We start from the raw sequence: 25,617 nt of genomic DNA, 5'->3' as shown, positions 1-25,617 counted from the left end.
GGAACATAATGGCTGTTACGTTAGACAGAATGGAAGTTAGAGAAAAAATAGCTAAACGCGCTGAACGGGAAATTGAAAGCGGTTTCTATGTGAATTTAGGGATTGGCATGCCCACTGTCATTGCTAATCACATTTCTGAAGACAAAGAGGTAGTCCTGCAGTCGGAAAATGGATTGCTTGGAATTGGGGCTTACCCGAAGGAAGAGGAAGTCGATCCGGATTTAATCAATGCAGGAAAAGAAACCGTAACGGCTGTAAAAGGCTCATCTTTTTTTGACAGCGCGGAATCCTTTGCGATGATACGGGGAGGGCATATCGATATCGCGATTCTTGGCGGCATGGAAGTCGATGAAAATGGAAACCTGGCCAACTGGATGATTCCCGGGAAAATGATTAAAGGAATGGGCGGAGCGATGGACCTTGTCCATGGAGCAAAGAAAACCGTGGTCATTATGGAGCATGTAACTAAAAACGGGGCTCCTAAAATATTGACGGGCTGTACGCTCCCATTAACCGGCACTGGTGTTGTAGACAAAATCATCACCGACCGGGCTGTGATTGAGGTAACGGATGATGGCCTTGAGCTGAAAGAAACAGCAGAGGGCTGGACGGTGGAAGAAATTATTCAATCCACTGAAGCGCGCCTGACCGTCAGCGATTCCGTTAAAGTAAATGCATTTTAATCAAACTGCTCTTATTAATCAGGGGGATTTAAGAGAGCTTATTTAAAAAGTGGACAAAGGGGGAAAAGAAATGTTAAGCATGATTGGATTAGTCGGGGGACTTACTTTACTGATTGTTTTAACGATGAGGGGCATGAACCTGCTCGTGGCAGGTCCGCTATGTGCATTAATCGTAGCACTTTTTAGCGGAATGCCATTATTTCCTCAGCTTGTGGAAGCAGGAGAATCAAACTATTTATCGAACTATATGAGCGGATTTTCTGGATTTATTACGTCCTGGTTTCCGATGTTCTTGTTGGGCGCTATCTTTGGAAAAGTGATGGAGGACAGCGGAGCAGCAGACAGCGTTTCTAAATGGCTTGTAGGAAAGTTCGGGCTGAAGCAGGCCGTTCTTGCCATTGTAATTGCCTGTGCTGTTTTAACCTACGGGGGAGTAAGCTTGTTCGTCGTTGCATTCTCTGTTTATCCAATGGCTCTCAGCTTATTTAAACAAGCTGATCTTCCAAGAAGATTCATACCTGCAGCACTTGCTTTTGGTTCGGTTACTTTTACGATGACCTCAGCCGGATCTCCTGAAATCCAGAACTGGATTCCGATCGAATACCTTGGAACAAGTCCATGGGCCGGCTGGGAAGTCAGTTTAATTGTCGCTGTTTTTATGGCGGTATTTGGCTATTGGTGGCTTAAGCGTATGATTAATAAAGCAGTAGGCAGGGGAGAACGTTTTCAGGCCCGGGATACAGATCCGATAGTAGCAGAGCGTGCACTGCCAAACCCGTTCATGGGTGCTATTCCGCTTCTTGTGGTACTTATCATTTCGTTCATTTTCCATGATTCGCTTTTAACCTCTGCACTTATTATTGCGTTGCTTGGCGGAATCATCACTACGTATCTATTAAACAGAAAGTACTTCCTTAATTTTGGAAAGGCAATATCAGAAGGGACAGTTGGCGCGTTAATTGCGATTGGCAACACGGCGGCAGTTGTAGGATTTGGCGGCGTGGCAAGAGAAGTGCCGGCCTTTAGTGTAGCAGTAGATGCTATGACAAGTATTCCGGGAAGCCCGCTTATTGGCGGAGCAATAGCGGTTAGTGTCATTGCCGGATTAACGGGGTCATCATCAGGCGGTCAGGTCATCGCGCTGCCGTTGCTTGCACCGCATTATATTGATATGGGTGTTAACACAGAGGCTCTTCACAGGACGTTATCTATTTCCTCAGGAGCGCTGGATTCACTGCCTCATAACGGCTACGTCGTAACAACGATCCGCGGGATTTGCGGAGAAACACATAAAGATGCATACGGTCCAGTGGGTGCCTTGACAGTGATTGTCCCATTGATCGGTCTTATTATAGCGATAGCTTTATTTTCAATAGGATTGGGAATCTAATAGGTAAAGAATTGTCTCTTATGTCTTAAGGTCAGGAGGAATAAAATGGTTGAAAATAAAGTAGTGTTTATTACAGGCGCAGCCAGCGGGATCGGGTTTGAAGTCGGTCAGGAGTTTGCCAGGGAAGGAGCCCGGGTTGCACTGACTGACATTAACGAAACAGCAGTAAAAGAAGCTGCTGGTAAATTATCGGGGGATGGATTTGACTGTATTGGACTTAAATGTGATGTGACAGATGAAGCTCAGCTAAAGCAGGCCATTGATCAAACCATTGAACAGTTTGGACGTCTGGACATTTTGATTAATAACGCAGGCCTTCAGCATGTGGCTCCCATAGAAGAATTTCCAACAGAAAAATTTGAGCTTCTCACAAGGATTATGCTGGTCGCTCCATTTATGGCCATAAAGCATGTATTTCCCATTATGAAACGTCAGGGGCATGGCAGGATCATCAATATGGCTTCCATTAATGGCCTGATTGGATTTGCCGGAAAGGCAGCGTATAACAGCGCCAAGCACGGTGTCATTGGATTAACAAAGGTAGCGGCGCTTGAAGGAGCAGAGCATGGCATCACAGTAAACGCTTTATGCCCAGGCTACGTTGATACCCCTTTGGTGCGGAACCAGCTGGATGATTTAGCCCAAATACGAAATGTTTCCTTGGAAACAGTACTTGAGGATGTTATTTATCCTTTAGTACCTCAAAAAAGGCTCTTATCGGTGCAGGAAATCGCTGACTACACATTGTTTTTAGCCAGTGATAAAGCTAAGGGAGTCACTGGGCAGGCAGTAGCGCTTGATGGCGGCTATACCGCGCAGTAAACAAAAAACACAGCAGAATTCTGCTGTGTTTTTTTGTTTGCTAATGGTTAAGTAAGCCAGGACATGAGGATATCAATTGCACTGCCGCCAATCAGGAGGACCATGATTAGCCCAAGCAGCAAACTGAGAATAAGGCTTCCAGCTATGTATAAAATGATCTTGCCAAGTGCTTGAGTAAACATGAAGTAACACCTCCCGTTATAATCAGCAGCTGCGAAATAGACAATGCGAAACAGGTAAAGAAAACCATTAAATGATTCTCTTTCACCTTCTCAGTCAAAATGTTTTACAATGGACTAATAGACCAGTAATGCAATGGATGATGGAGAGTGACAGAAGATGGTGCAAACAACCATTCCCGTATTTTTAGTAGGGGCCCTTGTCTTTTTTATAATCGTAATCAGGGATACCCTTTCGAAAAAGAAGAAGCCCAAATCAGGAAGACTATTTTTTTATAGCTTTATTGTTTATTGTGCCGTTGTAGCGCAATTAACATTTGGCAGTCTTGCTTTTCCGCCATTTAACGATGCGCCATTGAGAATTCAGCTTCAGCCTTTTTATTTTATACAGGAATGGAGCACGTATAATGAATTTGACGGGTATCCGTTTTTCAATAACGCACGCTTAACGTTATTTAATTTTCTCATGCTGATGCCGCTTGGGTTTTACCTCGCTTATTTGTTTGAGGTTAAAAAGATGTGGAAGGCAGCAGCTTTTCTATTTAGCACAAGTCTTTTGATCGAAACCACCCAGCTTGTGCTTTCCTATTTTGGTTTTGTGTGGATGCGCGGGTTTAACACCGATGACTTAATCATGAACACCCTGGGCGGACTTCTTGTCTTCGTTGTCTGCTGGCTGATAAAGCGGAAGAAAAAAAGAAAAAAGCAGTCTGATGCAGCCTGACAAAGGGGCACTTCTTCCCAGGGAGTGCCTTTTTTACGTTTCAGAGTGTAGTGGGGGAACTACTGAAAGGTATGTCCTTTAGCATGCGTTGATTTCCGTTCCAGGGGGACGCTTTCTGCAGGAACGGCGAAATAAACAAGCCTAATTAAAAGGTTTTTATGTCATAGCACCTAAATTTCGAAGAGACAAATAGATTTTCAACGAGTTGATTGAAGTGGAAGGGGCTGACTCCTGCGGGATGAAACGGGAGCTTGAGATCCACTTGCGTTAGCAAGTTAGCTCAAGCCCCGCCCCGCGGAAAACATGCCCCTGCAGCGTAAATCAACACGCTATCTAAAAGGGTATTTACTTCTAGCACTCTAATTTTCAATGATGTAAACAAATTACTCAACGAGTTGATTGAAGTGGAAGGGGCTGACTCCTGCGGGATGAAACGGGAGCTTGAGATCCACTTGCGTTAGCAAGTTAGCTCAAGCCCCGTCCCGCGGAAAACATGCCCCTGCAGCGTAAATCAACACGCTATCTAAAAGGGTATTTACTTCTAGCACTCTAATTTTCAATGATGTAAACAAATTACTCAACGAGTTGATTGAAGTGGAAGGGGCTGACTCCTGCGGGATGAAACGGGAGCTTGAGATCCACTTGCGTTAGCAAGTTAGCTCAAGCCCCGTCCCGCGGAAAGCATGCCCCTGCAGCGTAAATCAACACGCTATCTAAAAGGATATTTACTTGTGGATCATTGCTTCAGATGATGCTTTCTCCTTAAATTGAACCAGCACACTCAATGTCAGCAAACAAAAAAGAATAATAAAGAACACTGCCAAACTATCAATCGCCCACCTCGACTCAATTCCGGCATTCAGCGGCAGGCTGATACCCGTAAACACAATCGCCATCACACCAGCTGCCAAGCCAATCAAGGCTAGAAGAATAACAGGCGCTCTTTTCCCTGAAAAACGGGACACAAAGCTCCCAGCTTTTCTTTCCTGAAAAAAGGTTATAAGATAAATACCACCTGTAAAGAAGGTAACAAAAAGAAGAAAACTGATTGTCGATCCTGGCAAATTTAAAACGCTAGTTTGAAAAAGCTCCTGCAGTAGTTCGGCGTAATAGCTTAAGGAGATTACAGCTCCAACCATCACCAGCAAATTTAAAAGCTGCAGGTAAAACCATTTGGAAAACATTTTTAACACTCCTATCCTTACTAAATATTAACGTTTTTACCTGTCAAAAGTTTCAGTTTTTTCTGAAATAGAGTGGAGAAATGTTCATTAATCGCAACTCTGCTTGATCGATTTCTTATAAATACGATACAATGCATCCATGATAAATATTCAGAAAACTGTATAACGAGGAGGCGAAACGCATGAATTATTCACTCCACCCTTTGGGAGACCAGGCGATATTGATTGAGTTCCCCCAGGAAGTAAATGAAGAAATCCATTCTCTGGTTCAGGGTGTTAAAGGACGTATTGAGAAAGAGAAATGGGAATGGGCCGTAGAAGTAGTTCCTGCGTTTGCTTCCATTGCGATTCACTATGACATTCGTAAATTACAGATTCAATCTTTGCCTTACAGCTTTGTGGAAGCAGAGGTCAAGAAGCTGCTTTTTGATGGGGGATCAATGGCTGAAGCCTCTTTTCGTGAGGTTTCCATTCCGGTTTTATATGGAGGGAAGAAGGGTCCGGATCTTGAAGAGGTTGCAAGCCATAATGGACTGACCCCGGAAGAAGTAATTGAACTGCATACGAGCGGTGAGTACATTGTCTATATGCTTGGATTTGCCCCGGGCTTCCCGTACATAGGCGGCTTAAATGAAAAGATTGCCACACCGAGAAAGTCAAAGCCGAGATTGAAAATACCTGTTGGCTCTGTTGGAATTGCCGGGAAGCAAACAGGCGTCTATCCGATTGAAACGCCAGGAGGGTGGCAGCTGATCGGGCAAACACCGGATGCTTTATTCAGACCCCAAAATGAAGAAGAGCCAACGCTTTTAAAGGCAGGCGACCGAATCCGTTTTTATGCGATTACGGAGGAGGAATTTACCCAAAGACAGGAGAGAACCAGATGATTCGAATAATAGAACCAGGTCTTCTCTCTACCATCCAGGATGAAGGCAGGCATGGATTTCAGCAATTTGGTGTTATTACAAATGGAGTAATGGATCCTTTTGCTCTTCGGATTGCCAATGTGCTCGTAGGAAATGAAGAAGGGGAAGCGGGGATAGAGGTAACCCTGACAGGACCGACCATTCAATTTGAGGAGGATGCACTCATTGCTGTGTGCGGTGCAGACTTTTCTGCTCTTTTGGATGACGAACCGATGCCGCTTTGGCGTCCGGTCTGGATAAGTAAAGGCAGCACTTTACATATGAAGTTCAGTAAAACAGGGTGCAGAGCGATCATTGCGATCGGCGGGGGGCTCGATGTGGAGCCTGCTATGGCCAGCAAATCAACCTATGTGCGCGCCGGTATTGGGGGCTATCAGGGGCGGGCGCTAGATAAAGAAGATGTGATAAAAGCACGTCCCTTAACAGCAGCCTCTAAAAGAATCGCCAAATCTCTTACCAAAAGAACAAATAAGCTCCTGACTGCGAGCTGGTCCATTTCATCTGTCTATTTAAAAAAATTATATGAACCTGAGAGTATAAGAGTAATGAAAGGCAGACAATACGATGAGTTCTCGGAGGAAAGTAAAATGGATTTTTGGAAGGAAACCTATAAGCTTTCTCCTCAATCTGACCGAATGGGCTACCGGTTAAATGGACCTGCGCTTAAAAGAGAGGTAACAGAGGATTTGCTTTCAGAGGCAGTAGCGTTTGGGACCATTCAGGTTCCGTCAAATGGAGAGCCGATCATTTTATTGGCTGATCGCCAGACAATTGGCGGCTATCCGAAGATTGGTCAGGTTGCCTCGGTTGATCTTCCTGTCCTTGCTCAGAAAAAGCCGGGAGAGGCATTAACCTTTATAGAGGTCTCTCATGCGGATGCCCAAAAGCTGTTTCTTCAGCGTGAGCAGGAAATTCGCGAATTAAAATGGATCATTGATCAGAAATTAATAAAAGAAGGGGTTGATACGAATGCTGCGAGTTGATCTTAATTGTGATATGGGAGAAAGCTTTGGCGCTTATAAAATGGGGAATGATTCGGCCATTTTAGATTATGTCACCTCAGCTAATATTGCCTGCGGTTTTCATGCGGGCGACCCTTCGACCATGAAAAAAACCGTTAATCTTGCATTGGAAAAGGGAGTCGGAATCGGCGCGCACCCAGGCTTTGATGATGTTGTTGGCTTTGGTCGCCGGAATATAGCTATTAGCCCTGAAGAGGCATATGACTTGGTAGTCTATCAAATTGGCGCACTCTATGGATTTGTTAAAGCATCAGGAGCTAAAATGCAGCACGTAAAGCCGCATGGAGCTTTATACAATATGGCTGCAAGAGACCCCTTGCTATCTGAAGCGATAGCAAAAGCTGTTTGGGATGTAGATCCTGAGCTTGTGTTATTCGGTCTGTCAGGGGGAGAGCTTGTGAAGGCGGGAGAAAAAAGAGGGCTGAAGACAGCTAGCGAGGTTTTCTCTGACCGTACTTATCAGGTGACAGGAGAGCTTACTTCAAGAAAGGAGGCAAATGCCTTAATAGAAGATGATAGCCAGGCCGTATCACAGGTTGTACGAATGATCAAAGAAAAGCAGGTGCAAGCTGTAACAGGGAAGGATATCAGCATTCAGGCCGATACAGTGTGTATTCATGGAGACGGGGCGCATGCCTTAAGCTTTGCTGAGAAAATTAATGAAACACTCCGGGCAGAAGGTGTTGAGCTGCTATCGATCGGTGTTGAAAGATAAAAGAAATGGGGAAGAGAAAATGAAAAATTCAAATCGCAGTGTTTTGCTGGGGGCAGCGTTTTTAATGGCTACCTCCGCAATTGGTCCAGGATTTTTAACGCAGACGACCACCTTTACCCAAACACTTGCCGCAAGCTTCGGTTTTGTTATTTTAGTGTCAATCATCATTGATATCGGAGCTCAGATGAACATCTGGCGGATTATTGCCGTCTCAGAAAAGAGGGCGCAGGACATTGCGAATGATGTTTTTCCGGGACTCGGTTATGTATTAGCTTTCCTTATCGTGATGGGAGGCCTTGCGTTTAATATCGGAAATATCGGAGGAGCGGGACTTGGAACGAATGTGCTTTTTGGTGTTTCACCGGAAATGGGCGCATTATTCAGCGGAATTGTCGCAGTAGGTATTTTCCTTGTGAAAGAAGCGGGGCGCTTAATGGACCGTTTTACCCAGCTCCTTGGATTTTTAATGATTGGTCTGACAATCTTTGTAATGTTCCAGTCGCAACCACCGATTGGAGAGGCAATTACACGCACCTTTATTCCTGAGACCATTGATTTGCTTGCGATTGTAACGCTTGTTGGCGGTACTGTCGGAGGATATATCACCTTTGCAGGCGGTCACAGATTGCTTGATGCCGGGTTAAAGGGTAGAGAAAACTTAGGTGAAGTAACAAAAAGCTCGATCTCTGCCATTGGGATTGCCTCCATCATGAGGATTTTCCTGTTTCTTGCTACATTTGGAATCGTTGCTCAGGGTCTTCAAATCGATCCGTCTAATCCTCCTGCTTCTGTCTTCCAGCTTGCTGCAGGAAATGTCGGATACAAAATATTTGGTGTCGTGATGTGGGCAGCGGCTGTAACCTCTGTTGTAGGAGCAGCTTATACGTCAGTCTCCTTCATCAAGACCTTCAGCCCTGTTTTACAAAAGTATGAAAAGCTATTAATTGTAAGCTTTATCGTTATATCTACCACAGTTTTTGTTATTGTCGGACAGCCTGTAATGATCTTAATTCTAGTTGGTTCAGTGAATGGCTTGATTCTGCCAATTTCTCTTGGCGTTATGCTGATTGCTGCCCACAAGGCGAAAATTGTCGGGGACTATAAGCATCCTATTTGGATGACGGTATTCGGAGCCATTATCGTGGTTGTGATGGCGTATATGGGCGGCTACACGCTGATAAATGGTATTCCACAGCTATTCTCATAAGCGGTGATTTTCGATGGATTTTGACAAAAAACACGCTTTTTCTACTGATTATGTTAACTATGCTATACTTAAAGAAGAGTTATCAGATGTAAAGTCTGTATAACTCTTTTTTTTTAGACGCAAAATAGAATAGAAACGATCTGGAAGGGAGGAAAATAGGTTGGAGGATTGGGTACGATTTTTAGAAATTAATGCACCCCGTATTTTAGAGCTGACGATTGACCATGCCATCCTTGTTTCTTTAGCCATCATTGTAGCCCTATTAATCGGTGTGCCGCTTGGCATTTATCTCACCACAAACGAATACCTCGCAGGAACAGTACTTCAAGTAGCTTCTGTCACACTCACGATCCCAAGTATTGCACTGTTTGGGGTTATGATCCCTATCTTTTCATTAATCAATCAGGGAATTGGTTTTCTGCCGGCATTTGTGGCGCTGGTTTTATATTCTCAGCTTCCCATCATTCGCAATACCTACACAGCAATTAAAAATGTGAATCCGGAAATGCGTGATGCTGCAATTGGCATGGGAATGAAAACACATCAGCGTTTGCTGCGGGTTGAAATTCCAAATGCCATGCCGGTTATCATGGCGGGAGTTCGCACAGCGGTTGTTCTTAATATAGGTATAGGCGTCATAGCTGCTTATATTGGAGCGGGCGGATTAGGTGTGCTTATTACTCAGGGAATCAGCAGGGGAGACAACTATCTTATAATCTCGGGTTCTCTCGCTGTCGCATTACTGGCAATCATTGCGGATGCCATCCTTTTGATGATCCAAAAGCGTTTTACAGCAAAAAGCCTTGCCAACTAACTTGTAAGAGGTGAAAAAATGATTACGTTCAATCAGGTAACGAAGCAATATAACGGAAGCAGTACAGCCGTCAAGAACGTTGATTTTACGGTTGATCAAGGGAAAATTGTTGTTTTGCTCGGTCCTTCAGGCTGCGGCAAAACGACTCTTCTGCGAATGGTAAACAGACTCGAATCCATTACAGAAGGAGAAATCATTATCGATAATGATAATTCAAAGGATCTCGATGCCATTGAATTAAGAAGAAAGATTGGCTACGTCATTCAGAGCAACGGTCTTTTTCCAAATATGACGATTGAAGAAAATGTCATGATTGTTCCGGATCTGCTTGGGTGGAGCAAGAAGAAAAAGAAAGAACGCTTCAATTATTTAATGAAGCTGATTGGCCTGGATGCAAAGGATTATGGCAAACGGCTTCCGCAGGAGCTTTCCGGCGGACAGCAGCAGCGAATAGGGGTTGTGCGTGCACTTGCAGCAGATCCGCCTGTTATGCTGATGGACGAGCCGTTTGGCGCTCTTGATCCGATTATCCGGGAAAAAATCCAGGACGAATTTTTAGCCATCCAGCGCGAAGTAAAAAAGACAATTTTGTTTGTAAGTCATGACATTGATGAAGCCATTAAGATGGCCGATAAAATTATGCTTTTGCGTGACGGGGAAATTATGCAATATGATACTCCTTCAGAAATGATGATGCATCCTAAAAATGAATTTGTCTCTCAATTTTTCGGTAAGGACCGGGCCATTAAAAGTCTGAGTCTGCATACGGTTAAAAATTTGGAGGAGGTCATTGGGTTAGCCCAAATGGATGAGTCCATTCAGGATACCAAAACAATCAATGTTCATCAGGACCTTAGAAACACATTATCAATGTTATTAAACCAGGAAGCGGATCAGGTTATTGTAACGAATGATGAGGGCGGGAAAATTGGCTCCATTACCATCGATCTTGTTCAAAAGTATCTTCATTTTGAAATAAAAGGGAAAATGTCCGTATCCCAGGAAGGGTGATTCGGTGAATAGAAAAAAACTAATTGGCAATGCTTTTCGGATAGTCGTTTACGCACTTGTCATCGGCTTTTTCATTTGGGCCTTAAGCAATCAGTATTTATCGTATATATGGAGTGATTCCAGCACGTTTCTTGTTTTGCTGCGCCAGCATTCAGAGCTTGTTCTTGTATCATCAATTCTTGCCATCCTGATTGCTGTACCAGCAGGAATACTCATTACAAGACCCAGGTTCAGAAAAGCTGAATGGCTGGTAACGAATATTGTTAATTTTGGACAGACGATCCCAAGCTTAGCTGTACTGGCCCTTATGATAAGTGTATTGGGAATTGGCTTTCAAACAGCCGTTTTTGCCCTATTCATTTATTCATTGCTGCCGATTTTCAGAAACACAGTAGCGGGACTTGATACCATTGATAAAAATTTAATTGATGCGGCAAAAGGGATGGGCATGAGGCCTTATCAGATTCTTTTTCGCATTGAACTGCCAAACTCCGCTTATTCAATTCTTGCCGGGATCAGAACGGCGGTTGTGCTGAATATCGGGACAGCAGCACTTGCCTATGTAGTGGGCGGAGGAGGACTTGGTGTCTGGATTTTTACAGGCATTCAGCTGTTTGACAATGGATTTTTAATTTCCGGAGCGATTCCTGTCACCTTAATGGCAATCGGAGCCGATTATCTTCTGCGCAAGGCTGAATATGTCTTAGTGCCGAAGGGCTCAAGGCAGGAAGCAAGAACATAGGAATTGAAAAATGGAGGTCGTAGAATTGTGAAAATATCACTTAAGCTTATTCCTCTTTTAATGACCGCTGTCATCCTGGCTTCTTGCTCGGGAATTGGAATCGCAGAAAAAGAGGTAACAGTAGGGGGAAAAAACTTTACTGAGCAGTACTTATTATCGGAAATGACCGCCTTTTTACTGGTGGAAGAAGGCTTTAAAGTAAATCAGATGAATAACCTCGGAAGCAGTGTCGTCCGTTCCGCCTTGGAGAACGGACAGGTTGATCTTATGTGGGAATATACCGGGACTGCGCTCATGACCTATATGGGAGAGGAACCCATCATTGATCCGGGTGAAGCCTTTGAGAAGGTAAAGGAAATTGACAGTGAAAAAGAGATTCACTGGATGAATATGTCCAATGTTAATAATACGTATGCACTTGCCATGAGAGCTGAACAGGCGGAGGAGCTTGGAATTGAATCGATCAGTGATCTGGCTGAGTATATTAATGAGAATCCTGGAGAGCTTTCGATGGCTTCTGATGCTGAGTTTGCCAACCGGGCAGACGGGATTCCCGGGCTCCAGGAGACATACGGCTTCGAATTTGGCTCTACTCAAATTAATCAGATGGATATCGGCCTGACACAACGGGCGCTGGATAATGAACAGGTGGAGGTATCTGTTGCATTTGAAACAGATGCCACGATTAAAAGCTACAATCTGATCGTTCTTGAAGACGACCAGGAATTCTTTCCGCCTTATCGAGCAGCGGTGTCCATTAACCAGGACATCCTTGATGAGTATCCTGAAATAGAAGACATCACAGCTATTTTAGCGGAAAGACTGGATAGCTCGATTATGAGAGAATTGAATTACCGCGTTGATATTGATGGGGAAAGCGTTTCGGTCGTTGCGTATGAGTGGCTGAGGGATAACGGACTGGTCGAAGAATAAAAAAAGAGCTTAAAAGCGTAAAAATCGCTTTGAGCTCCTTTTTTATTACTTAAAGTGATTACTGAACCATTCCAGATGATGCTTGCTTACAATATCCTGGGAAAAGAGGGGAACAAAGATTAACTGCTGCTTTTTAAACGTTTCTTTAATCAGTTCTGTGTACTGCAGTTCATGCTTTTTCCGCTCCAGCATAAAAGCGCCGTCCGCATCATCCGGCAGGACCTTATTAATAATCAGGGTTTTAACATGAAGATCATATTTATGAAGAAGCTCTAAGGCTTTTTTTGTCTCAAGAATTGGCAGCCGTTCAGGGTTGAGAACGAAGATAAAGCCGGTTTCTTTTTCGCTTAAAAGAAGATCGCGCGCTTTTGAAAAACGTTCCTGTCTTGTACGAAGCACATCATAAATTGGATCCTCCACAGGCTCCCCGTCGTTTAGCAATGCGGCATAATTTTCGTTTGTTTTCTTTCTTTTTTCAAGAAGGCCTTCAATCCAAACACCCATTAATTCCGGAAGAGTCAAAAGCCTGATCGTATGGCCGGTAGGGGCAGTATCAAACACGAGCTTATCAAAATTAGCCCGCTCTTCAAGAATAATGGAAATCAGCTTATCAAATAAAGCAGCTTCATCAGCCCCTGGGGAAGCCTTAGCTGTGTCAAGCTGGCGATGAACCTCCTCCATCATTCCAGAGTGCACAACGCCTTTAATATTTTCCTTTACCCCTTTAATGTAATTTGCCGTTTCGATCTCCGGATCAATTTCCAGTGCGAAGAGATTCTTCGAAATTTCTTTTATCTTCCCGCCTATTTTCTGATCAAAAATATCGCCGACATTATGGGCGGGGTCTGTTGAAATCAGCAGGGTGCGGTGGCCCTGTCCGGCTGATTTCCACGCTATGGCAGCAGCTGACGTGGATTTGCCGACGCCGCCTTTTCCTCCCACAAAAATGATGCTTTTCGTTAAAACTTCCATATGAATTCTCCTTTTAATCATGGATACGCGTCCCTAGCAGCAGCGGATGCCTGTCATTGGTGATTTTTCCATGCCCATTCGCAAATGCCAGTCATGGAACTTTTCAATCATATAAGGGTAGAGCTCCAACGTGTAGTAATAAACAGGATTTGGAATGCCGATCATTTCAGAATAAAGCAGCAGAAGAAATAAATCGTCCTCATTCCGAAGCTCACGGGCAATTTCCTGACGGTGGGGCATGCTGAGCACTTCTTCATAATACGCAATAAGCGCTTTTACTTTGTCGATCATCATAGCCAAGCTACCTCCGTTCTGATTAGGAAAAGGGGCCATCATAAGTCTGAAAAATACGACTGTTGACAAGCCCCTCCTTAGTAATCGTTTACGCGCATTTATGGACTGTTTCTCAGGTCTTTAATAGACTGAATTTGCAGGCTGTTTACTCATTCGGGTCAAGACGATCCGTACTTCTAAGTGCTGAAACAGCTGTAATGATGATCCAGATAGCAAAGCCCATGATAATCGCTCCGAAAATAAAGAGCAGTGAGTTCGAGTTGCTCCCCCACCACGACCACTGGGTAATTACCTGAATGAACATCGCATAAAGCGTCATGACTAACAGGAAGATCATTGGAATAATCGTAACCAGATAATTTCTTCCCAGTCTCTTCAGCCAAACAGAAATGAGCATTAAACTGATTCCGGCAAGCAGCTGATTTGCGGTACCAAATAGCGGCCACAGCAGATAGCCTCCTGAACCAAAGCCCTGAGGTCCTTCTGGAATTAACACAAGCGCAGCACTTGAAACAACAGCGATCGTTGTAGCAACATGCGTTTTTGTCAGTGCCGGAATCTTATATTCTGATCCAAGCTCAGAAATGATGTAGCGCATAAGCCGAACAGACGTATCAAGTGTTGTTGCTGCAAAGCTGACTACAATAATTGACACGATTGTTGCAGCTACTTCAACAGGAATGCCAAGACCGGTTGCAAGCTGACTCGCTCCTTGTACAAATGAGCCAAGTCCTCCTGCGCTTGCCGCCTGAAAGCTTTCGTAGGTAGCTAAAAAGTCTTCTTTTGTTGGGAAAAGTGTGATGACGGCAATAATTGAAACTAAAGCGAGAATCCCTTCCCCTACAGCTCCAAGATACCCGACAAATCGTGCATCTGTTTCTTTATTCAGCTGCTTGGAGGAGGTTCCGGATGAAACAAGGCCGTGAAATCCTGAGATCGCCCCACAGGCGATGGTGATAAAGAGAAGAGGAAGCCAGGATACATCATCAGCATTCGGGTTGGTGATTGGTGCTGTGATTTCAGGATTTGTAAATAGAAGCCCAAGATACAAAATGGCCAAACCGACAACCAGCTGGTGTGAGTTAATAAAGTCACGCGGCTGAAGCAGCTTCCATACTGGAAGGGTGGAAGCGATGTACACATAGATCATCAAAATAATAATCCAGATAAAGAAGGCGCTTGAAACAGCTCCAAGACCAAAAATTCCTGCTCCTTCTGCTCCGCCCATATAACGAACCAGGTCAATTTGGAGAAATTCGACCCTTGCTGAAATGATGGCAACAAAATACATAACCGCAAGTGCGATAAGTGATGGCACAAGCATTTTTGCATTCCGCTTATAAACGGCATGACCGATCCAGATGGCAAGCGGAATCTGGATAAACACAGGCAGCACGCTTGAAGGGAAAGTAATAAACAAATTGGCAATAACCCATGCAAATACTGCATTAACCATCAATACAAGAATTAAAATGATAAAAAGAAATAAAATCTTTGCGCGTTGGCCTACAAGTTTATTGGCTAATGTACCGATCGACTGGCCCTTATTACGCACAGAAATAACCAGCGTTCCAAAATCATGAACTCCGGCTGCAAAAACAGTTCCGAAAACGACCCATAATACAGCAGGCAGCCAGCCCCAGTAAACCGCAATTGCCGGTCCTAAGATCGGTGCTGCTCCCGCAACGGAAGTGAAGTGATGCCCCCATAATACAAACTTATTTGTTGGAACAAAATCCACGCCGTCCGTAAAGCGGTGGGCAGGCGTAACATAATTTGGGTCTAAACGGAAAATCTTTTCCGCAACGAATTTCGAATAAAAGCGGTAACCCAGAATGAAAATAAAAATACCGATTGCTGCTAACGCAATTGCATTCAATACCTTCTCCTCCCCCATTAAATAGTAATTTTTACTTATAAGGTAGTTAAACGATTTTATGTAATCGTTTTCAATACCTCATCTTAATAATAGGGTATAAGTAATGTTGTGTAAATATTATAAATTATTAGATTTTTGAATTATGTCGAATATTATCGAATAATGACAGGAAAGAAAGGAGAATTATGGAAGTTAATGGGTTTGAGGAGAGTGAAAGGCGAGGAGAGCTGGAAATCAGCTCCTATTGCGAAAGCCGCCTTCTGAATGAATAACCTGACCGGTCACCCACTGTGCACGATCACTTGCAAGGAAGGCAACAAGATTTGCTGCATCCTTTGGTTCACCCAGGCGTCCGGAAGGGGATTGGGCTAAAATTTCTTTTTTGATTTCATCGTTCATCCAGCCTGAATTTGTAGGGCCCGGATTTATGGCGTTAATTGTGATCCCTTTTTCAGCAAGTGTAGAAGCGAGGGTGTAGGTAAGTGTCTCGACAGCTGATTTAGTCAGAACATAAGAAAGCTCTTCAGGCATTGGCCCTTGAGACCACCCTGTAGTGAGATTAATAATGCTTCCTCTATCACCTTCAAACAGCTGCACAAATTGTGATGTGAGAAAGGTTACAGCACGCACATTGATACGGTAATGATCGTCAAGGCTCTCGGGTGTAATAGAGCAAAGATTATCATTTATTGAAACGGCAGCATTGTTAACGAGCACAGAAGGATAACATCCGAACTGCTTCTTACAGAATTTGAACGGTTTATCAAACGATGCGGTATCCTGAAGATTCAATTCGATTTTCTCACAACGGACGCCTATGTCGAGAATCTCCTGCTGAATATGCTCAGGATCCTGGTATTTTTTATGTAAGGACACTTCCTCATCGTACTTGGTCCAGTATGTAAATAAAATATCAAAGCCATCCTTTGCAAGCTCTCTGCAAATGGCGGCGCCAATACCTTCAGATCGGCCAACCCCGGTAATAAAGGCGACTCTACGATTCATCTAAACATATCCTTTCGTTCTTCAGCTAAGCTTGCACCGGCTATATGCCAGAGCCTAACCTGCTGAGGCTTCTGATAATCCTGAAATGATCTGCTTCTATTATATCATTAAATAGTTTTAACTTTCAGACTGTTTATAGGAGAGACTGGCTTATATAATCAGGAATACGTTTACTAAAGGGAGTGATTAATGATGATTGGCTTAAAAAAGGGAAGCGTTATTCTGGCATCTCCTGCAGTGGAATGGAAGAGGTCCTTTCACGAAGAAAAAGAACTGCTTCAGTCTGTACTCGGTGAAGAGATTATAGATATTCAGCATATAGGCAGTACTGCCATTAAAGGCATAAAAGCAAAGCCGATTATCGATATGATGGTAGGGATTGAAAATGTAGAGACTTTTAAAAACTGGAAAATAGAACCGCTTCAAAAAGAGGGTTATTACCATTTAGGAAAAGTAAAGCTGGAAGGAAAAGAAGTTCTGGCAAAGTTTTCTGATCTAAAAACATTAACAAAGACGCATATTGTTCATGTGGTTCAATACAAAGGTCAATGGTGGCAGGAGCATACCTTTTTTAGGGATTATTTGAATGCCAATCGCGATCGCGCCAAAGAATATGAAGCACTTAAAGAGAGGCTCGCAGCACTCTATCACAATGAGGATATAGAATACACCGACCAAAAGAAAGAGTTTGTAGATTCGATTCTTCTTAAGCAGCCCTAAAACAGTATTGCGCATCTAACTGTTTGTGGTTAAAATAGGAAAAAATGAAAAGGGATGCTGCAGATGTCTATGGAAAAGGTTTGCTTAATCAAGCCGTCTGAAAATATAAAAGAACAGTATGTAGACTACTACGAGGAATGGCTTGAGAGCGGAGAATCCATTATTCCTCACTCTACCACCTATGAGCCGTATAACTTTGCTGAGCTGCTTCAAAAATTTGAAAACGATGAAGCAGGGATTGGACTTATAGAGGGCTGGGTGACGAGCAGCACATTTTTACTGACAGGGGAGTACGGCCGCATTATCGGGGCAGTCCATATTCGGCATGAACTAACAGAGGATTTGACCAACCGCGGCGGTCATATCGGCTATGGGATCCGTCCAAGTGAGCGCAAGAAAGGATTTGCTACTAAGCTTCTTGCGCTTGCACTTGCAGAAGCGAAGATTCTTGGAATCTCCAAAGCGCTGGTCGTTTGTGATGCAGACAATACAGCGTCTGAAAAAACAATCCAAAAGAATAACGGAATTCCCACCAGTGATTTTGTGGAAGAAGACGGAAATGTCATTAAACGTTATTGGATTTCAACAGACGGCAGCAGGTAATGAGTGATCGGTAAAATAAGACGTGATAGGATAGGAAAAAAGAAAATGAAAGGGGAGAGTGTAATGGGACTTTTTGATGGATTAATAGGAAATGCCTCTGAGGTTAAAACGGGGGATGCTCAAAAGGAATTCGGAAATCTGCTGATTGAAGGGGAGCAGATTGAAAAAGCCTATAAACTGATTCGCGATTTGTTTTTGTTTACAAATAAACGACTGATCTTAATCGACAAACAGGGTTTGTCCGGCAAGAAGGTAGAATATCACTCGATTCCTTACTCAAACATCACACATTTTGCTGTTGAGACAGCGGGCACCTTTGATCTGGATGCCGAGCTTAAAATATGGATCTCAGGAATGAATGAGCCGCTTTCCAAAACCTTTAACAAATCGCTTAATATTTATGATGTACATGCTGTGCTTGCGAATTATATTTTAAAGAAATAAATGGTCTCGATAAAACAATAAAGGGTATGCAATTGGTGTTGCATACGTGAGGTGAACGGAGCGGAAGGTGGCGACTCCTGCGGGAAGAAGCGGGAGCTTGAGATCCACTTGCTGAAAGCAAGTTAGCTCAAGCCCCGCCCCGCGGAAAGCGTCCGCCTGAAGCGCAGTGAGCCGGGGGTAAGATACCGAAACTACTATGTCCCTTCCTTACTTTTTAAAAATAAGAGCAGCAGCTATGGAAGTAAGACCTGCCAATATTGCTAGTGGAACTGCCCGGGCCGTTAATTCTTCTGGTATGTAGCCCGCTTGAAACACAACGAGTAAACTAATGGAGGAAACAATCAATACAATCAGCACAATCCACTTAACTGCTTGTTCAGTAACCTTCAGTATTTGTTCGTTCATTTCGTCTGCCTGCTTTCTATCTATTGCGTAATAACGAAGAACTGACTGCTCTACATTACTACACATAGTCCTGATTTAGTAATTATTATTAATAATTACATATTTTATGTAATGAAGGGTAGAGGAATATTTTTTAAGCTTAATTATTTGAAAGCGTATGAGACCAAAAAACCTGCAGATACATTTTTTGTATCTGCAGGTTTTCTTTATGCTTTTAATGGCTGTTACCAGCCAGTGAAGCATGAGGAGCCTTTGCAGTTGATTCACGCTTAATTAAAGTGGCTGGAAGCAGAAGCTCAGTGATGGGCTCTTCTTTATTTTCCATTCTCCAGGAGAGCTGTTCTACTGCCTTTTTGCCATATAGCGCAAGGTCGATCCCCATCGTTGTGATTTTAGGGGTGGAAAGCTGAGACAGCTGGCCGTTATCAAAGCTCACGACTGAAGCCTGATCAGGTATTTTGATCCCCTTTTGCTGCAGCTTTGAACTGATTAAAAAACCGAGTCCGTCATTTACGCAAAACCAGGCAGTAGGGGATTCATTCAGCCCGTCAATGAAGCTGCCGATACTGCTTTCTTCCTCTTTGGCATCTAGAAACATCCATTCCTTCGCCGGCTCAATTCCATTTTTTCTTAAAGCCAGTTTATAGCCTTCCCATCTTTCCTGATAGCTGGGAGAAAAAGTTATATCGCCAATAAAGCCAATTGACTGATGACCAAGCTCAATTAAGTGGTTGACAGCTGTATAGGCACCAAAGCGGTTATTTGTGAGGATGGCATCTGCCTGAATAATAGGATCGTGGTGATCAATGAGGACGGTAGGAATGCCTGTACTAATGATCTTATTTATATAATCAGTGCTTATATGTGAAAGAATTAATAAACCGTCCACACTTTTGTTTTCTATAAAGGAAGGAAGAATCATCTCATCCTTTAACCGGCTGCTGATCGACTGAATGGTTAGGTCCATTCCTCTTTTGGTGGCTTCTTTTTCCGTGCTTAAATAGATTTCCCCGAAAAACTGCCTGTGGGAAAAGGCGAAATCAGAAGCAATTAACCCTATATTCTTTCTTTCTGTACTTAAATTCTTTCCGGCCGTTCTATATTGATAACCTAATTTATCAGCAGCTTCCTTAATGACTTTTCTGGTCTCCTCACTTACCCCCGGCTTTCCTGATAAGGCTTGAGACACTGAATTCTTAGAAATGTTCAGGTAATCAGCGATGGCTTGCATGGTCACTTTTTTGGCCATTTTAATGTAATCAACCTTTCCGATAAAAAGTAGGTGAAGCAGGTAAAATGTAACGTTACAATTTTAATATACGCTATTTGGAATCAATAGTAAATTAAGAGTTGAAAAATACAGAATAGTTTAAAAAGTAATTGACTAAAGTCGTTTTCAATGTAATAATTCATTTGTAATGTTATAAATCACGTTATTAAATTTTATTATAACTTAAATAATCATATTTTGTCATGTTCACTTTGGGAGGTTTGTTACGTGACTACTTGAGTTCAAATTATCATCAATTAAATGACAGCGCTATCATTTTGTGAGGCATTTTAAAATCAGAACTGGGGGAAATCATTGTGAAAAAGAAAACACTGGCACTTTTAGTTACAGCTTCATTGGGCGGTTCAATTCTTGCAGGTTGTTCAGGCGGGGATGAAGCTGCTTCCTCTGACGGAGTAACAAAAATCGAATTTTGGGCGGCGCCTAACCCGACGCAGCAGGTTTACTGGGAAGAAATGGCCAATAAATTTGAAGAAGAGAATGATCATATCGACATTGAGGTTAGTCCGATGAAGGAAAGCCCTACCTCTGAGGCAAGTATTCAAACTGCGATTGCCGGAAAGAGTGCACCAACCATGTCTGAAAATATTAACCGCGGATTTGCAGCTCAGCTGGCACAAAGTCAGGCGCTTGTCCCGTTAAATGAAATTGAAGGCTGGGATGAACTGGTCGCTAACCGCAATATGGAGGACACCATACAGACCTGGAAGTTCTCTGATGATAATCAGTATGTACTGCCAATCTATTCAAATCCTATGCTGTTTGGATGGAGAATCGATATTTTAGAAGAGGTTGGGGTAACGGAAACACCAAGAACCTATAGCGAAGTGCTTGAGGCAGCGAAAAAATTAAAAGAAAAATATCCTGATAAATACGTCTGGGCAAAGCCGGATCTTGCTGATCCAACCGCCTGGAAAAGATGGTTTGACTTCTTTATGCTGTATGATGCAGCATCCGGCGGCAACAACTTTATCGAAGGGGATAACTTTGTAGCAGATGATCAGGCCGGCGTAGATGTTCTGACATTTATGGATGACTTACGTGCTGAAAAAGGCATTTTGACAAAAGAAGCAACGGATCCATTTGAAAGCGGTCTAGGCATTTTCACTGATCTTGGCCCTTGGACATTCAGCTACTGGGAAGAGAAGTTTCCCGAAATGAAATTTGGCGAAACCTTTGACCTTGCTCTTCCTCCGGTTCCGGACAGTACTGATTTAGAAAATGTTAATACATTTGCTGATACAAAAGGGATTGTCATTTATGCCTCTGCAACAGAGGAAGAACGGGCTGCTGCATTGGAATTTTTAAACTGGGTCTACGAGAACCCTGATCATGACTTGGAGTGGCTTGAGACAACTAAGCTTCCTCCTGCTAGAGATGATTTGTCTGAGAACGAGTCATTTACAACCTTCTTTGAAGAGAACCCTGAGCTAAAGCCTTATGCTGAAGCGGTGCCATATGCCATTCCTTCAATTGACAACGCAAAATACAATGAGCTTCAAACCCATATTGGAAGTCATGCGGTTAATCCTGTGGTAGAAGGAACCGTTGCGCCAAAAGAGGGCTGGGAAGCGATGAAGAAAGCAATCGAGGAGGAGCTTTCTAGATGAAGAAAAACGGATTAAAAGGGTCGGGCTGGCTATTCGCCAGTCCCTACCTTTTTTATGCACTCGTTTTCTTTCTCATTCCATTAGTATGGTCGTTCTACCTGGCCTTAACGGACTGGAATTTAATTTCACCAGTTTATAACTTTATCGGATTGGACAATTTTATTGAAGCGGTCAAGCATCCCGGTGTACAGGCGGCCTTTTTTGTCACATTTAAGTTTATGGCTGCATTTGTCCCGATGGTCATCGTATCTTCCTTGACGGTTGCCCTTGTTATTAACAGCCTGCCTCGCTTTAAAGGTCTTTTTCTAATTGGATTTTTCCTTCCTTATTTAGCGTCCGGGGTTGTTTCTTCTTTAATCGTCAAAGGGCTTCTTTCGTATAACAGCCCATTAAATACATTTCTGCGCGGTACCTTTGGGCTTGATATCGACTGGCTTAATTCACCGCTTTCCGCATTGCTCGTTGTCGCAGGAATTATCGCGTGGAAATTCACCGGTTATTATGCGCTGATACTTACTGCAGGCTTTGCAAGTATTAGCAAAGAGGTGTATGAAGCGGCGGCGATAGACGGGGTTACACCATCTCAGCAATTCTTTCGAATAACGCTTCCTTTGCTTTATCCGGCGCTTTTTACCACATTAATTCTCTCGATCGGCGTTTCCTTTGGTATTTTCACGGAGGTCTACCAGCTGACAGGAGGAGGGCCAAATTACGCCACCAATACATGGCAGATGGAGATCTTTAAACAGGCCTTTACAAATCTGAATGCAGGCTATGCTTCAGCTGTTGCGATCATTGCTTCCATTGTCACGTTTGTTGCGATTCTATTAATTAGAAAACTACTAGAGGTTTGGGGGAGACGTAATGGTTGGGTCTAATAAAGGATTAACGGGTCGTTATATCATCGCTTTTGCTTTACTCACCGTTATGGTTTTTCCTTACCTCTATATGGTGTTAAGCTCATTTGCCGACTGGAGTCAGGTAGATAAGCAGATTATCCCGACTAAATTTACGCTTCGCTCCTATGAATGGCTGTTTTTAGGGGGAGAAGCTGCGATGCCAAGGCCTTGGCTGCGGGCTTTCTTTAATAGTTTAATCGTATCTGCCGGCTCGACTGCCTTAATGATGATTACTGGCGCTATGGTTGCTTATGCTCTGGCAAAAATGAATTTCAAGGGAAGAGATTTCATCAATAACGCTGTGCTTTTTCAAATGTTTTTTCCGGCGATTATTCTTCTGATTCCTACATTCTTAATTGTTCAAAATGTCGGAATGTATGATACGTATATGGCGATGATATTGCCTAAGGCATTGAGTTTATGGGCTGTATTTATGTACACAAACTTTTTCCGCGCCATCCCGGATACTTTTATCGAAGCAGCAAAGCTTGATGGTGGATCGAATTTTCAAATTTTAATACGTATTGTGCTGCCAATGTCAAAATCAATCACCACGGTTATTTTCCTGTTCCTGTTCATGGAAAGATGGACAGAGCTCCTTTGGGACATGATTGTCGTCCGGAGTGATGAAATGCTGACACTGAACGTACTGCTTTCCCAAATGTTCGGTCCTTACGGCGGATATCCTGGTCCGTTATATGCGGCTTCTGTTGTGTTAACCATTCCGATTATTATCCTGTTTTTGTTTTTCTCCAAACAGTTTAAGGAAGGAATGCAGTTTACACTTAAGTAATGTGCTGGAATTTAAGTTACGGAGGGATTAATGAATGGGTAACATGATTAAAACATGTGAGGTTCTTTTAGAGGAATATAAAAAGACTGAAGCGCCGGTTTATCCTGAAAAGCTGCTATTTAAAGGAGCAGAAGGGCGCGATGTTTACAATATAACTGCTCCATTTTGGGATGAAGGGGAGCTCGTGATTGCCGGAAGAGTAGAGGCGCGGGACAGTGAGGAATCAGAGGTTCATTTTTTTGTGGAGCAGGGAGAGGTATGGGTGCCTCGTGAAGACACACCTGTCTTTAAGCTTCAGGATCCCTTTTTTACAAGGATCTCAGGTGAGCTGATCCTTGGCGGCGTTCAAACCTTTCCGCACCCTCAACTGGAAGATGCGCTTAGCTGGAGGACGGTGTTTTATAAAGGAGCTTCCATTGCCCGGCTCGAACCCTTTGCCCACGGGCCTGATGGCATGAAGGATCTTCGTTTGATTGAGCTGCAGGATGGAAAAGTTGCAGTTATAACAAGACCTCAGGGTGAAAAAGGAGGCAGGGGGAAGATAGGCTTTACCGTCATCTCATCCCTGTCAGAGCTCACGATTGAAACGGTTGAAGGGGCACCTTTACTTGAAGGTCAATTTACAGATGAAGAGTGGGGTGGAGGCAATGAAGCCCATTTATTGAGCAACGGATTAGTAGGGATTCTAGGCCATATCGCAAGCTTTGATGGTGAAGGCAGCAGACACTACTATCCGATGGTATTTACCTTGAATCCGGAGACAGGAGAAACGACCCCGATTGAGCTGATCGCTGTCCGAAATGACTTTCTTCCGGGTCCTTCTAAACGACCGGATTTGGAGGATGTTGTATTCAGCGGAGGACTTATCCGAAAAGAAAATGGCAAGGCAGAATTATATGCAGGGATCAGTGATGCGGAAGCACAAAAAATTACATTAAATGATCCTTTTTTACGCTATGAGAAAAAGGAGCTGTCAAAATGAATGTCTATCGATATGAAGAAAACCCGCTAGTCACACCTGCGTCGATCAAACCGCATAAAGAAGGATTTGAAGTCATCGGTGCCTTTAATGCAGGCATCACGACATTTAACGGAGAAGTCATTATGCTTCTTCGGGTAGCTGAACGTCCGGTATCAGAGGATCATCATACCGTAAAATCACCTGTATTTAATCCAGAAACAAACAAGCTTGAGATTTTGTCCTTTAGCCTTAATGATCCGCGTTATGATTTTTCTGATCCAAGAGTCATCAATCAACAAGGCAGCGATCAATTCAGCTATTTAACCTCACTTTCCTATTTGCGCATTGCACGAAGCAGGGACGGCAGGAATTTTACGATTGATGAGGATCCGTTTATTTATCCTTCTACTAATCTGGAGACTTTTGGCATTGAAGACCCGCGCATTACTAAAATAGGCGCCGTCTATTATATCTATTTCAGTGCGATCTCTAAGAATGGGGTAGGGGAGGTGCTCGTTTCGACTGAGGATTTTAAAACATACGAGCATCTTGGCATGATTTTTGCCCCGGAGAATAAGGATGTACTTATTTTTCCTGAAAAAATAAATGGGAAATACTATGCCCTTCATCGCCCTGTTCCTAAAAGCACAGGTGCACCGGAAATTTGGATCGCAGAATCTGATAATCTTCTGTACTGGGGAAATCACCGTCACCTGATCGGGCTGCGTGAAAACAAATGGGATAACGGACGAATCGGAGGAGGTGCGGTTCCAATCAAGACAGAAAAAGGCTGGCTGGAGCTGTACCACGGTGCGTCGAAGGAAAGCCGTTATTGCATGGGTGCGGTGCTGCTTGATTTAGAGGACCCATCTAAAGTCCTCGCACGATCGGATGCGCCGATCCTTGAGCCGGAGGCGGACTATGAGGTACAAGGCTTTTTTGGAAATGTCGTATTTTCCTGCGGTGTATTGGTCGAAGGGGATGTGGTCAAAATGTATTACGGCGTAGCCGACACCTCCATGGCCTGTGCAGAACTAAGCCTCCAGGAGATACTTGACTCATTGGTTTATGAGAAATCAGTGATTAGCAGATAAGGTTGTAGTGAAAATCAATCTATTAAAAGTTAGCATGTGCTTCGAGATTTATTGTTGTTATTGGTGAATCCCTCTTAATGTAAAAATTGATTTCCGTTGCAGGGGGATGCTTTCCGCGGGGCGGGGCTTGAGCTAACTTGCTAGCGCAAGTGGATCTCAAGCTCCCGCTTCATCCCGCAGGAGTCACCCCCTTCCACTGCAATCAATCCGGCAATCTAAAAAGGTTAGTTGAAATTCATATGTTAGAGAGAATGTACTTCGAATACAGAAGTTGATTTTCTCTTTGCATTGATTG

28 protein-coding genes are annotated in these 25,617 nt (G+C 43.4%); 20 read left to right on the top strand and 8 right to left on the bottom strand.

The features are described from left to right. Positions 1–8 precede the first annotated feature (8 nt). The 3 genes from C4B60_RS15335 to C4B60_RS15325 all read left to right on the top strand — a co-directional run bounded on the left by C4B60_RS15335 (position 9) and on the right by C4B60_RS15325 (position 2,895). Positions 9–683: a 3-oxoacid CoA-transferase subunit B gene (locus tag C4B60_RS15335; protein WP_104058892.1), complete on the top strand. Its 675-nt coding sequence runs from the start codon at positions 9–11 to the stop codon at positions 681–683. 70 nt (positions 684–753) lie between these two features. After that, complete coding sequence (locus C4B60_RS15330) at positions 754–2,073, top strand: GntP family permease (protein WP_104058891.1); 1,320 nt, start codon at positions 754–756, stop codon at positions 2,071–2,073. Between the two features lie 45 nt (positions 2,074–2,118). Further along, complete coding sequence (locus tag C4B60_RS15325; RefSeq protein WP_104058890.1) at positions 2,119–2,895, top strand: 3-hydroxybutyrate dehydrogenase; 777 nt, start codon at positions 2,119–2,121, stop codon at positions 2,893–2,895. Between the two features lie 47 nt (positions 2,896–2,942). Here C4B60_RS15325 and C4B60_RS21875 read toward each other — a convergent pair whose 3' ends face one another. Beyond that, on the bottom strand, positions 2,943–3,077 hold the full coding sequence (locus C4B60_RS21875; RefSeq protein WP_280632277.1) for a hypothetical protein: 135 nt from the start codon (positions 3,075–3,077) through the stop codon (positions 2,943–2,945). A gap of 157 nt (positions 3,078–3,234) precedes the next feature. Between C4B60_RS21875 and C4B60_RS15320 the strand changes: the two genes are divergently transcribed. After that, positions 3,235–3,798: a VanZ family protein gene (locus C4B60_RS15320; RefSeq protein WP_104058889.1), complete on the top strand. Its 564-nt coding sequence runs from the start codon at positions 3,235–3,237 to the stop codon at positions 3,796–3,798. Between the two features lie 725 nt (positions 3,799–4,523). Here the strand turns inward: C4B60_RS15320 and C4B60_RS15315 are convergent. Continuing rightward, positions 4,524–4,982 carry a hypothetical protein gene (locus tag C4B60_RS15315; protein WP_104058888.1) on the bottom strand — a complete coding sequence of 153 codons (459 nt, stop codon included), beginning with the start codon at positions 4,980–4,982 and terminating at the stop codon, positions 4,524–4,526. A gap of 182 nt (positions 4,983–5,164) precedes the next feature. On the opposite strand from C4B60_RS15315, the gene pxpB reads away from it, so the two are divergent. From pxpB to C4B60_RS15275, 8 genes are all read left to right on the top strand, one after another. Then, positions 5,165–5,869 (top strand): 5-oxoprolinase subunit PxpB, encoded by a 705-nt coding sequence (pxpB, locus tag C4B60_RS15310; protein WP_104058887.1) that lies wholly within the window; start codon positions 5,165–5,167, stop codon positions 5,867–5,869. Next, positions 5,866–6,891, top strand: a complete 1,026-nt coding sequence (locus C4B60_RS15305) for a 5-oxoprolinase subunit C family protein (RefSeq protein WP_104058886.1) — start codon at positions 5,866–5,868, stop codon at positions 6,889–6,891. The genes pxpB and C4B60_RS15305 overlap by 4 nt, the downstream gene beginning before the upstream one ends. After that, a complete protein-coding gene (locus C4B60_RS15300) occupies positions 6,878–7,645 on the top strand; it encodes a 5-oxoprolinase subunit PxpA (RefSeq protein WP_104058885.1) in 768 nt (255 codons plus the stop codon). Before C4B60_RS15305 ends, C4B60_RS15300 begins: the two co-directional genes overlap by 14 nt. 19 nt (positions 7,646–7,664) lie before the next feature. Next, on the top strand, positions 7,665–8,852 hold the full coding sequence (locus C4B60_RS15295; protein ID WP_104058956.1) for an NRAMP family divalent metal transporter: 1,188 nt from the start codon (positions 7,665–7,667) through the stop codon (positions 8,850–8,852). Between the two features lie 160 nt (positions 8,853–9,012). Further along, positions 9,013–9,666: an ABC transporter permease gene (locus C4B60_RS15290; RefSeq protein ID WP_104058884.1), complete on the top strand. Its 654-nt coding sequence runs from the start codon at positions 9,013–9,015 to the stop codon at positions 9,664–9,666. An 18-nt stretch (positions 9,667–9,684) separates the two neighbouring features. Beyond that, entirely contained in the window at positions 9,685–10,677 is a 993-nt protein-coding gene (locus C4B60_RS15285) for an ABC transporter ATP-binding protein (protein ID WP_104058883.1), read from the top strand. Between the two features lie 4 nt (positions 10,678–10,681). Further along, entirely contained in the window at positions 10,682–11,419 is a 738-nt protein-coding gene (locus C4B60_RS15280; RefSeq protein WP_104058882.1) for an ABC transporter permease, read from the top strand. A gap of 27 nt (positions 11,420–11,446) precedes the next feature. After that, entirely contained in the window at positions 11,447–12,352 is a 906-nt protein-coding gene (locus C4B60_RS15275; protein ID WP_245154000.1) for a glycine betaine ABC transporter substrate-binding protein, read from the top strand. A 45-nt stretch (positions 12,353–12,397) separates the two neighbouring features. On the opposite strand, the gene C4B60_RS15270 is transcribed toward C4B60_RS15275, so the two are convergent. The 4 genes from C4B60_RS15270 to C4B60_RS15255 all read right to left on the bottom strand — a co-directional run bounded on the left by C4B60_RS15270 (position 12,398) and on the right by C4B60_RS15255 (position 16,502). Next, a complete protein-coding gene (locus C4B60_RS15270) occupies positions 12,398–13,324 on the bottom strand; it encodes an ArsA family ATPase (RefSeq protein ID WP_104058881.1) in 927 nt (308 codons plus the stop codon). Positions 13,325–13,357: 33 nt separating this feature from the next. Beyond that, positions 13,358–13,618: a cory-CC-star protein gene (locus C4B60_RS15265; RefSeq protein ID WP_425331170.1), complete on the bottom strand. Its 261-nt coding sequence runs from the start codon at positions 13,616–13,618 to the stop codon at positions 13,358–13,360. Between the two features lie 145 nt (positions 13,619–13,763). Continuing rightward, the gene (locus tag C4B60_RS15260) at positions 13,764–15,497 is read right to left on the bottom strand and encodes a carbon starvation CstA family protein (protein WP_104058880.1); all 1,734 of its coding nucleotides are present in this window, start codon (positions 15,495–15,497) and stop codon (positions 13,764–13,766) included. Positions 15,498–15,731: 234 nt separating this feature from the next. Continuing rightward, positions 15,732–16,502 carry an SDR family oxidoreductase gene (locus C4B60_RS15255; RefSeq protein WP_104058879.1) on the bottom strand — a complete coding sequence of 257 codons (771 nt, stop codon included), beginning with the start codon at positions 16,500–16,502 and terminating at the stop codon, positions 15,732–15,734. A 192-nt stretch (positions 16,503–16,694) separates the two neighbouring features. On the opposite strand from C4B60_RS15255, the gene C4B60_RS15250 reads away from it, so the two are divergent. From C4B60_RS15250 to C4B60_RS15240, 3 genes are all read left to right on the top strand, one after another. Next, the gene (locus tag C4B60_RS15250; RefSeq protein WP_104058878.1) at positions 16,695–17,222 is read left to right on the top strand and encodes a GrpB family protein; all 528 of its coding nucleotides are present in this window, start codon (positions 16,695–16,697) and stop codon (positions 17,220–17,222) included. 69 nt (positions 17,223–17,291) lie between these two features. Further along, on the top strand, positions 17,292–17,825 hold the full coding sequence (locus C4B60_RS15245) for a GNAT family N-acetyltransferase (RefSeq protein WP_104058953.1): 534 nt from the start codon (positions 17,292–17,294) through the stop codon (positions 17,823–17,825). 63 nt (positions 17,826–17,888) lie between these two features. Continuing rightward, positions 17,889–18,269 (top strand): PH domain-containing protein, encoded by a 381-nt coding sequence (locus tag C4B60_RS15240; RefSeq protein ID WP_104058877.1) that lies wholly within the window; start codon positions 17,889–17,891, stop codon positions 18,267–18,269. Positions 18,270–18,476: 207 nt separating this feature from the next. On the opposite strand, the gene C4B60_RS15235 is transcribed toward C4B60_RS15240, so the two are convergent. Then, complete coding sequence (locus tag C4B60_RS15235; RefSeq protein ID WP_104058876.1) at positions 18,477–18,674, bottom strand: hypothetical protein; 198 nt, start codon at positions 18,672–18,674, stop codon at positions 18,477–18,479. Between the two features lie 214 nt (positions 18,675–18,888). Then, on the bottom strand, positions 18,889–19,923 hold the full coding sequence (locus C4B60_RS15230) for a LacI family DNA-binding transcriptional regulator (RefSeq protein WP_104058875.1): 1,035 nt from the start codon (positions 19,921–19,923) through the stop codon (positions 18,889–18,891). Positions 19,924–20,261: 338 nt separating this feature from the next. Between C4B60_RS15230 and C4B60_RS15225 the strand changes: the two genes are divergently transcribed. The 5 genes from C4B60_RS15225 to C4B60_RS15205 are packed head-to-tail and all read left to right on the top strand — an operon-like array spanning position 20,262 to position 25,322. Continuing rightward, positions 20,262–21,575 (top strand): ABC transporter substrate-binding protein, encoded by a 1,314-nt coding sequence (locus C4B60_RS15225; protein ID WP_104058874.1) that lies wholly within the window; start codon positions 20,262–20,264, stop codon positions 21,573–21,575. Beyond that, on the top strand, positions 21,572–22,453 hold the full coding sequence (locus C4B60_RS15220) for a carbohydrate ABC transporter permease (protein WP_104058873.1): 882 nt from the start codon (positions 21,572–21,574) through the stop codon (positions 22,451–22,453). Before C4B60_RS15225 ends, C4B60_RS15220 begins: the two co-directional genes overlap by 4 nt. Then, positions 22,440–23,267 carry a carbohydrate ABC transporter permease gene (locus tag C4B60_RS15215; protein ID WP_104058872.1) on the top strand — a complete coding sequence of 276 codons (828 nt, stop codon included), beginning with the start codon at positions 22,440–22,442 and terminating at the stop codon, positions 23,265–23,267. The genes C4B60_RS15220 and C4B60_RS15215 overlap by 14 nt, the downstream gene beginning before the upstream one ends. Before the next feature lie 34 nt (positions 23,268–23,301). Then, positions 23,302–24,249, top strand: a complete 948-nt coding sequence (locus C4B60_RS15210; RefSeq protein WP_104058871.1) for an MTP-1 family protein — start codon at positions 23,302–23,304, stop codon at positions 24,247–24,249. Further along, entirely contained in the window at positions 24,246–25,322 is a 1,077-nt protein-coding gene (locus C4B60_RS15205) for a BtaManbiosPhlase (protein ID WP_104058870.1), read from the top strand. Before C4B60_RS15210 ends, C4B60_RS15205 begins: the two co-directional genes overlap by 4 nt. The last annotated feature ends 295 nt before the right edge of the window (positions 25,323–25,617 follow it).

This window comes from Jeotgalibacillus proteolyticus (assembly GCF_002926065.1).
Classification (GTDB): Bacteria; Bacillota; Bacilli; order Bacillales; family Jeotgalibacillaceae; genus Jeotgalibacillus; species Jeotgalibacillus proteolyticus.
This window is presented reverse-complemented; position numbering and strand designations above follow the sequence as displayed.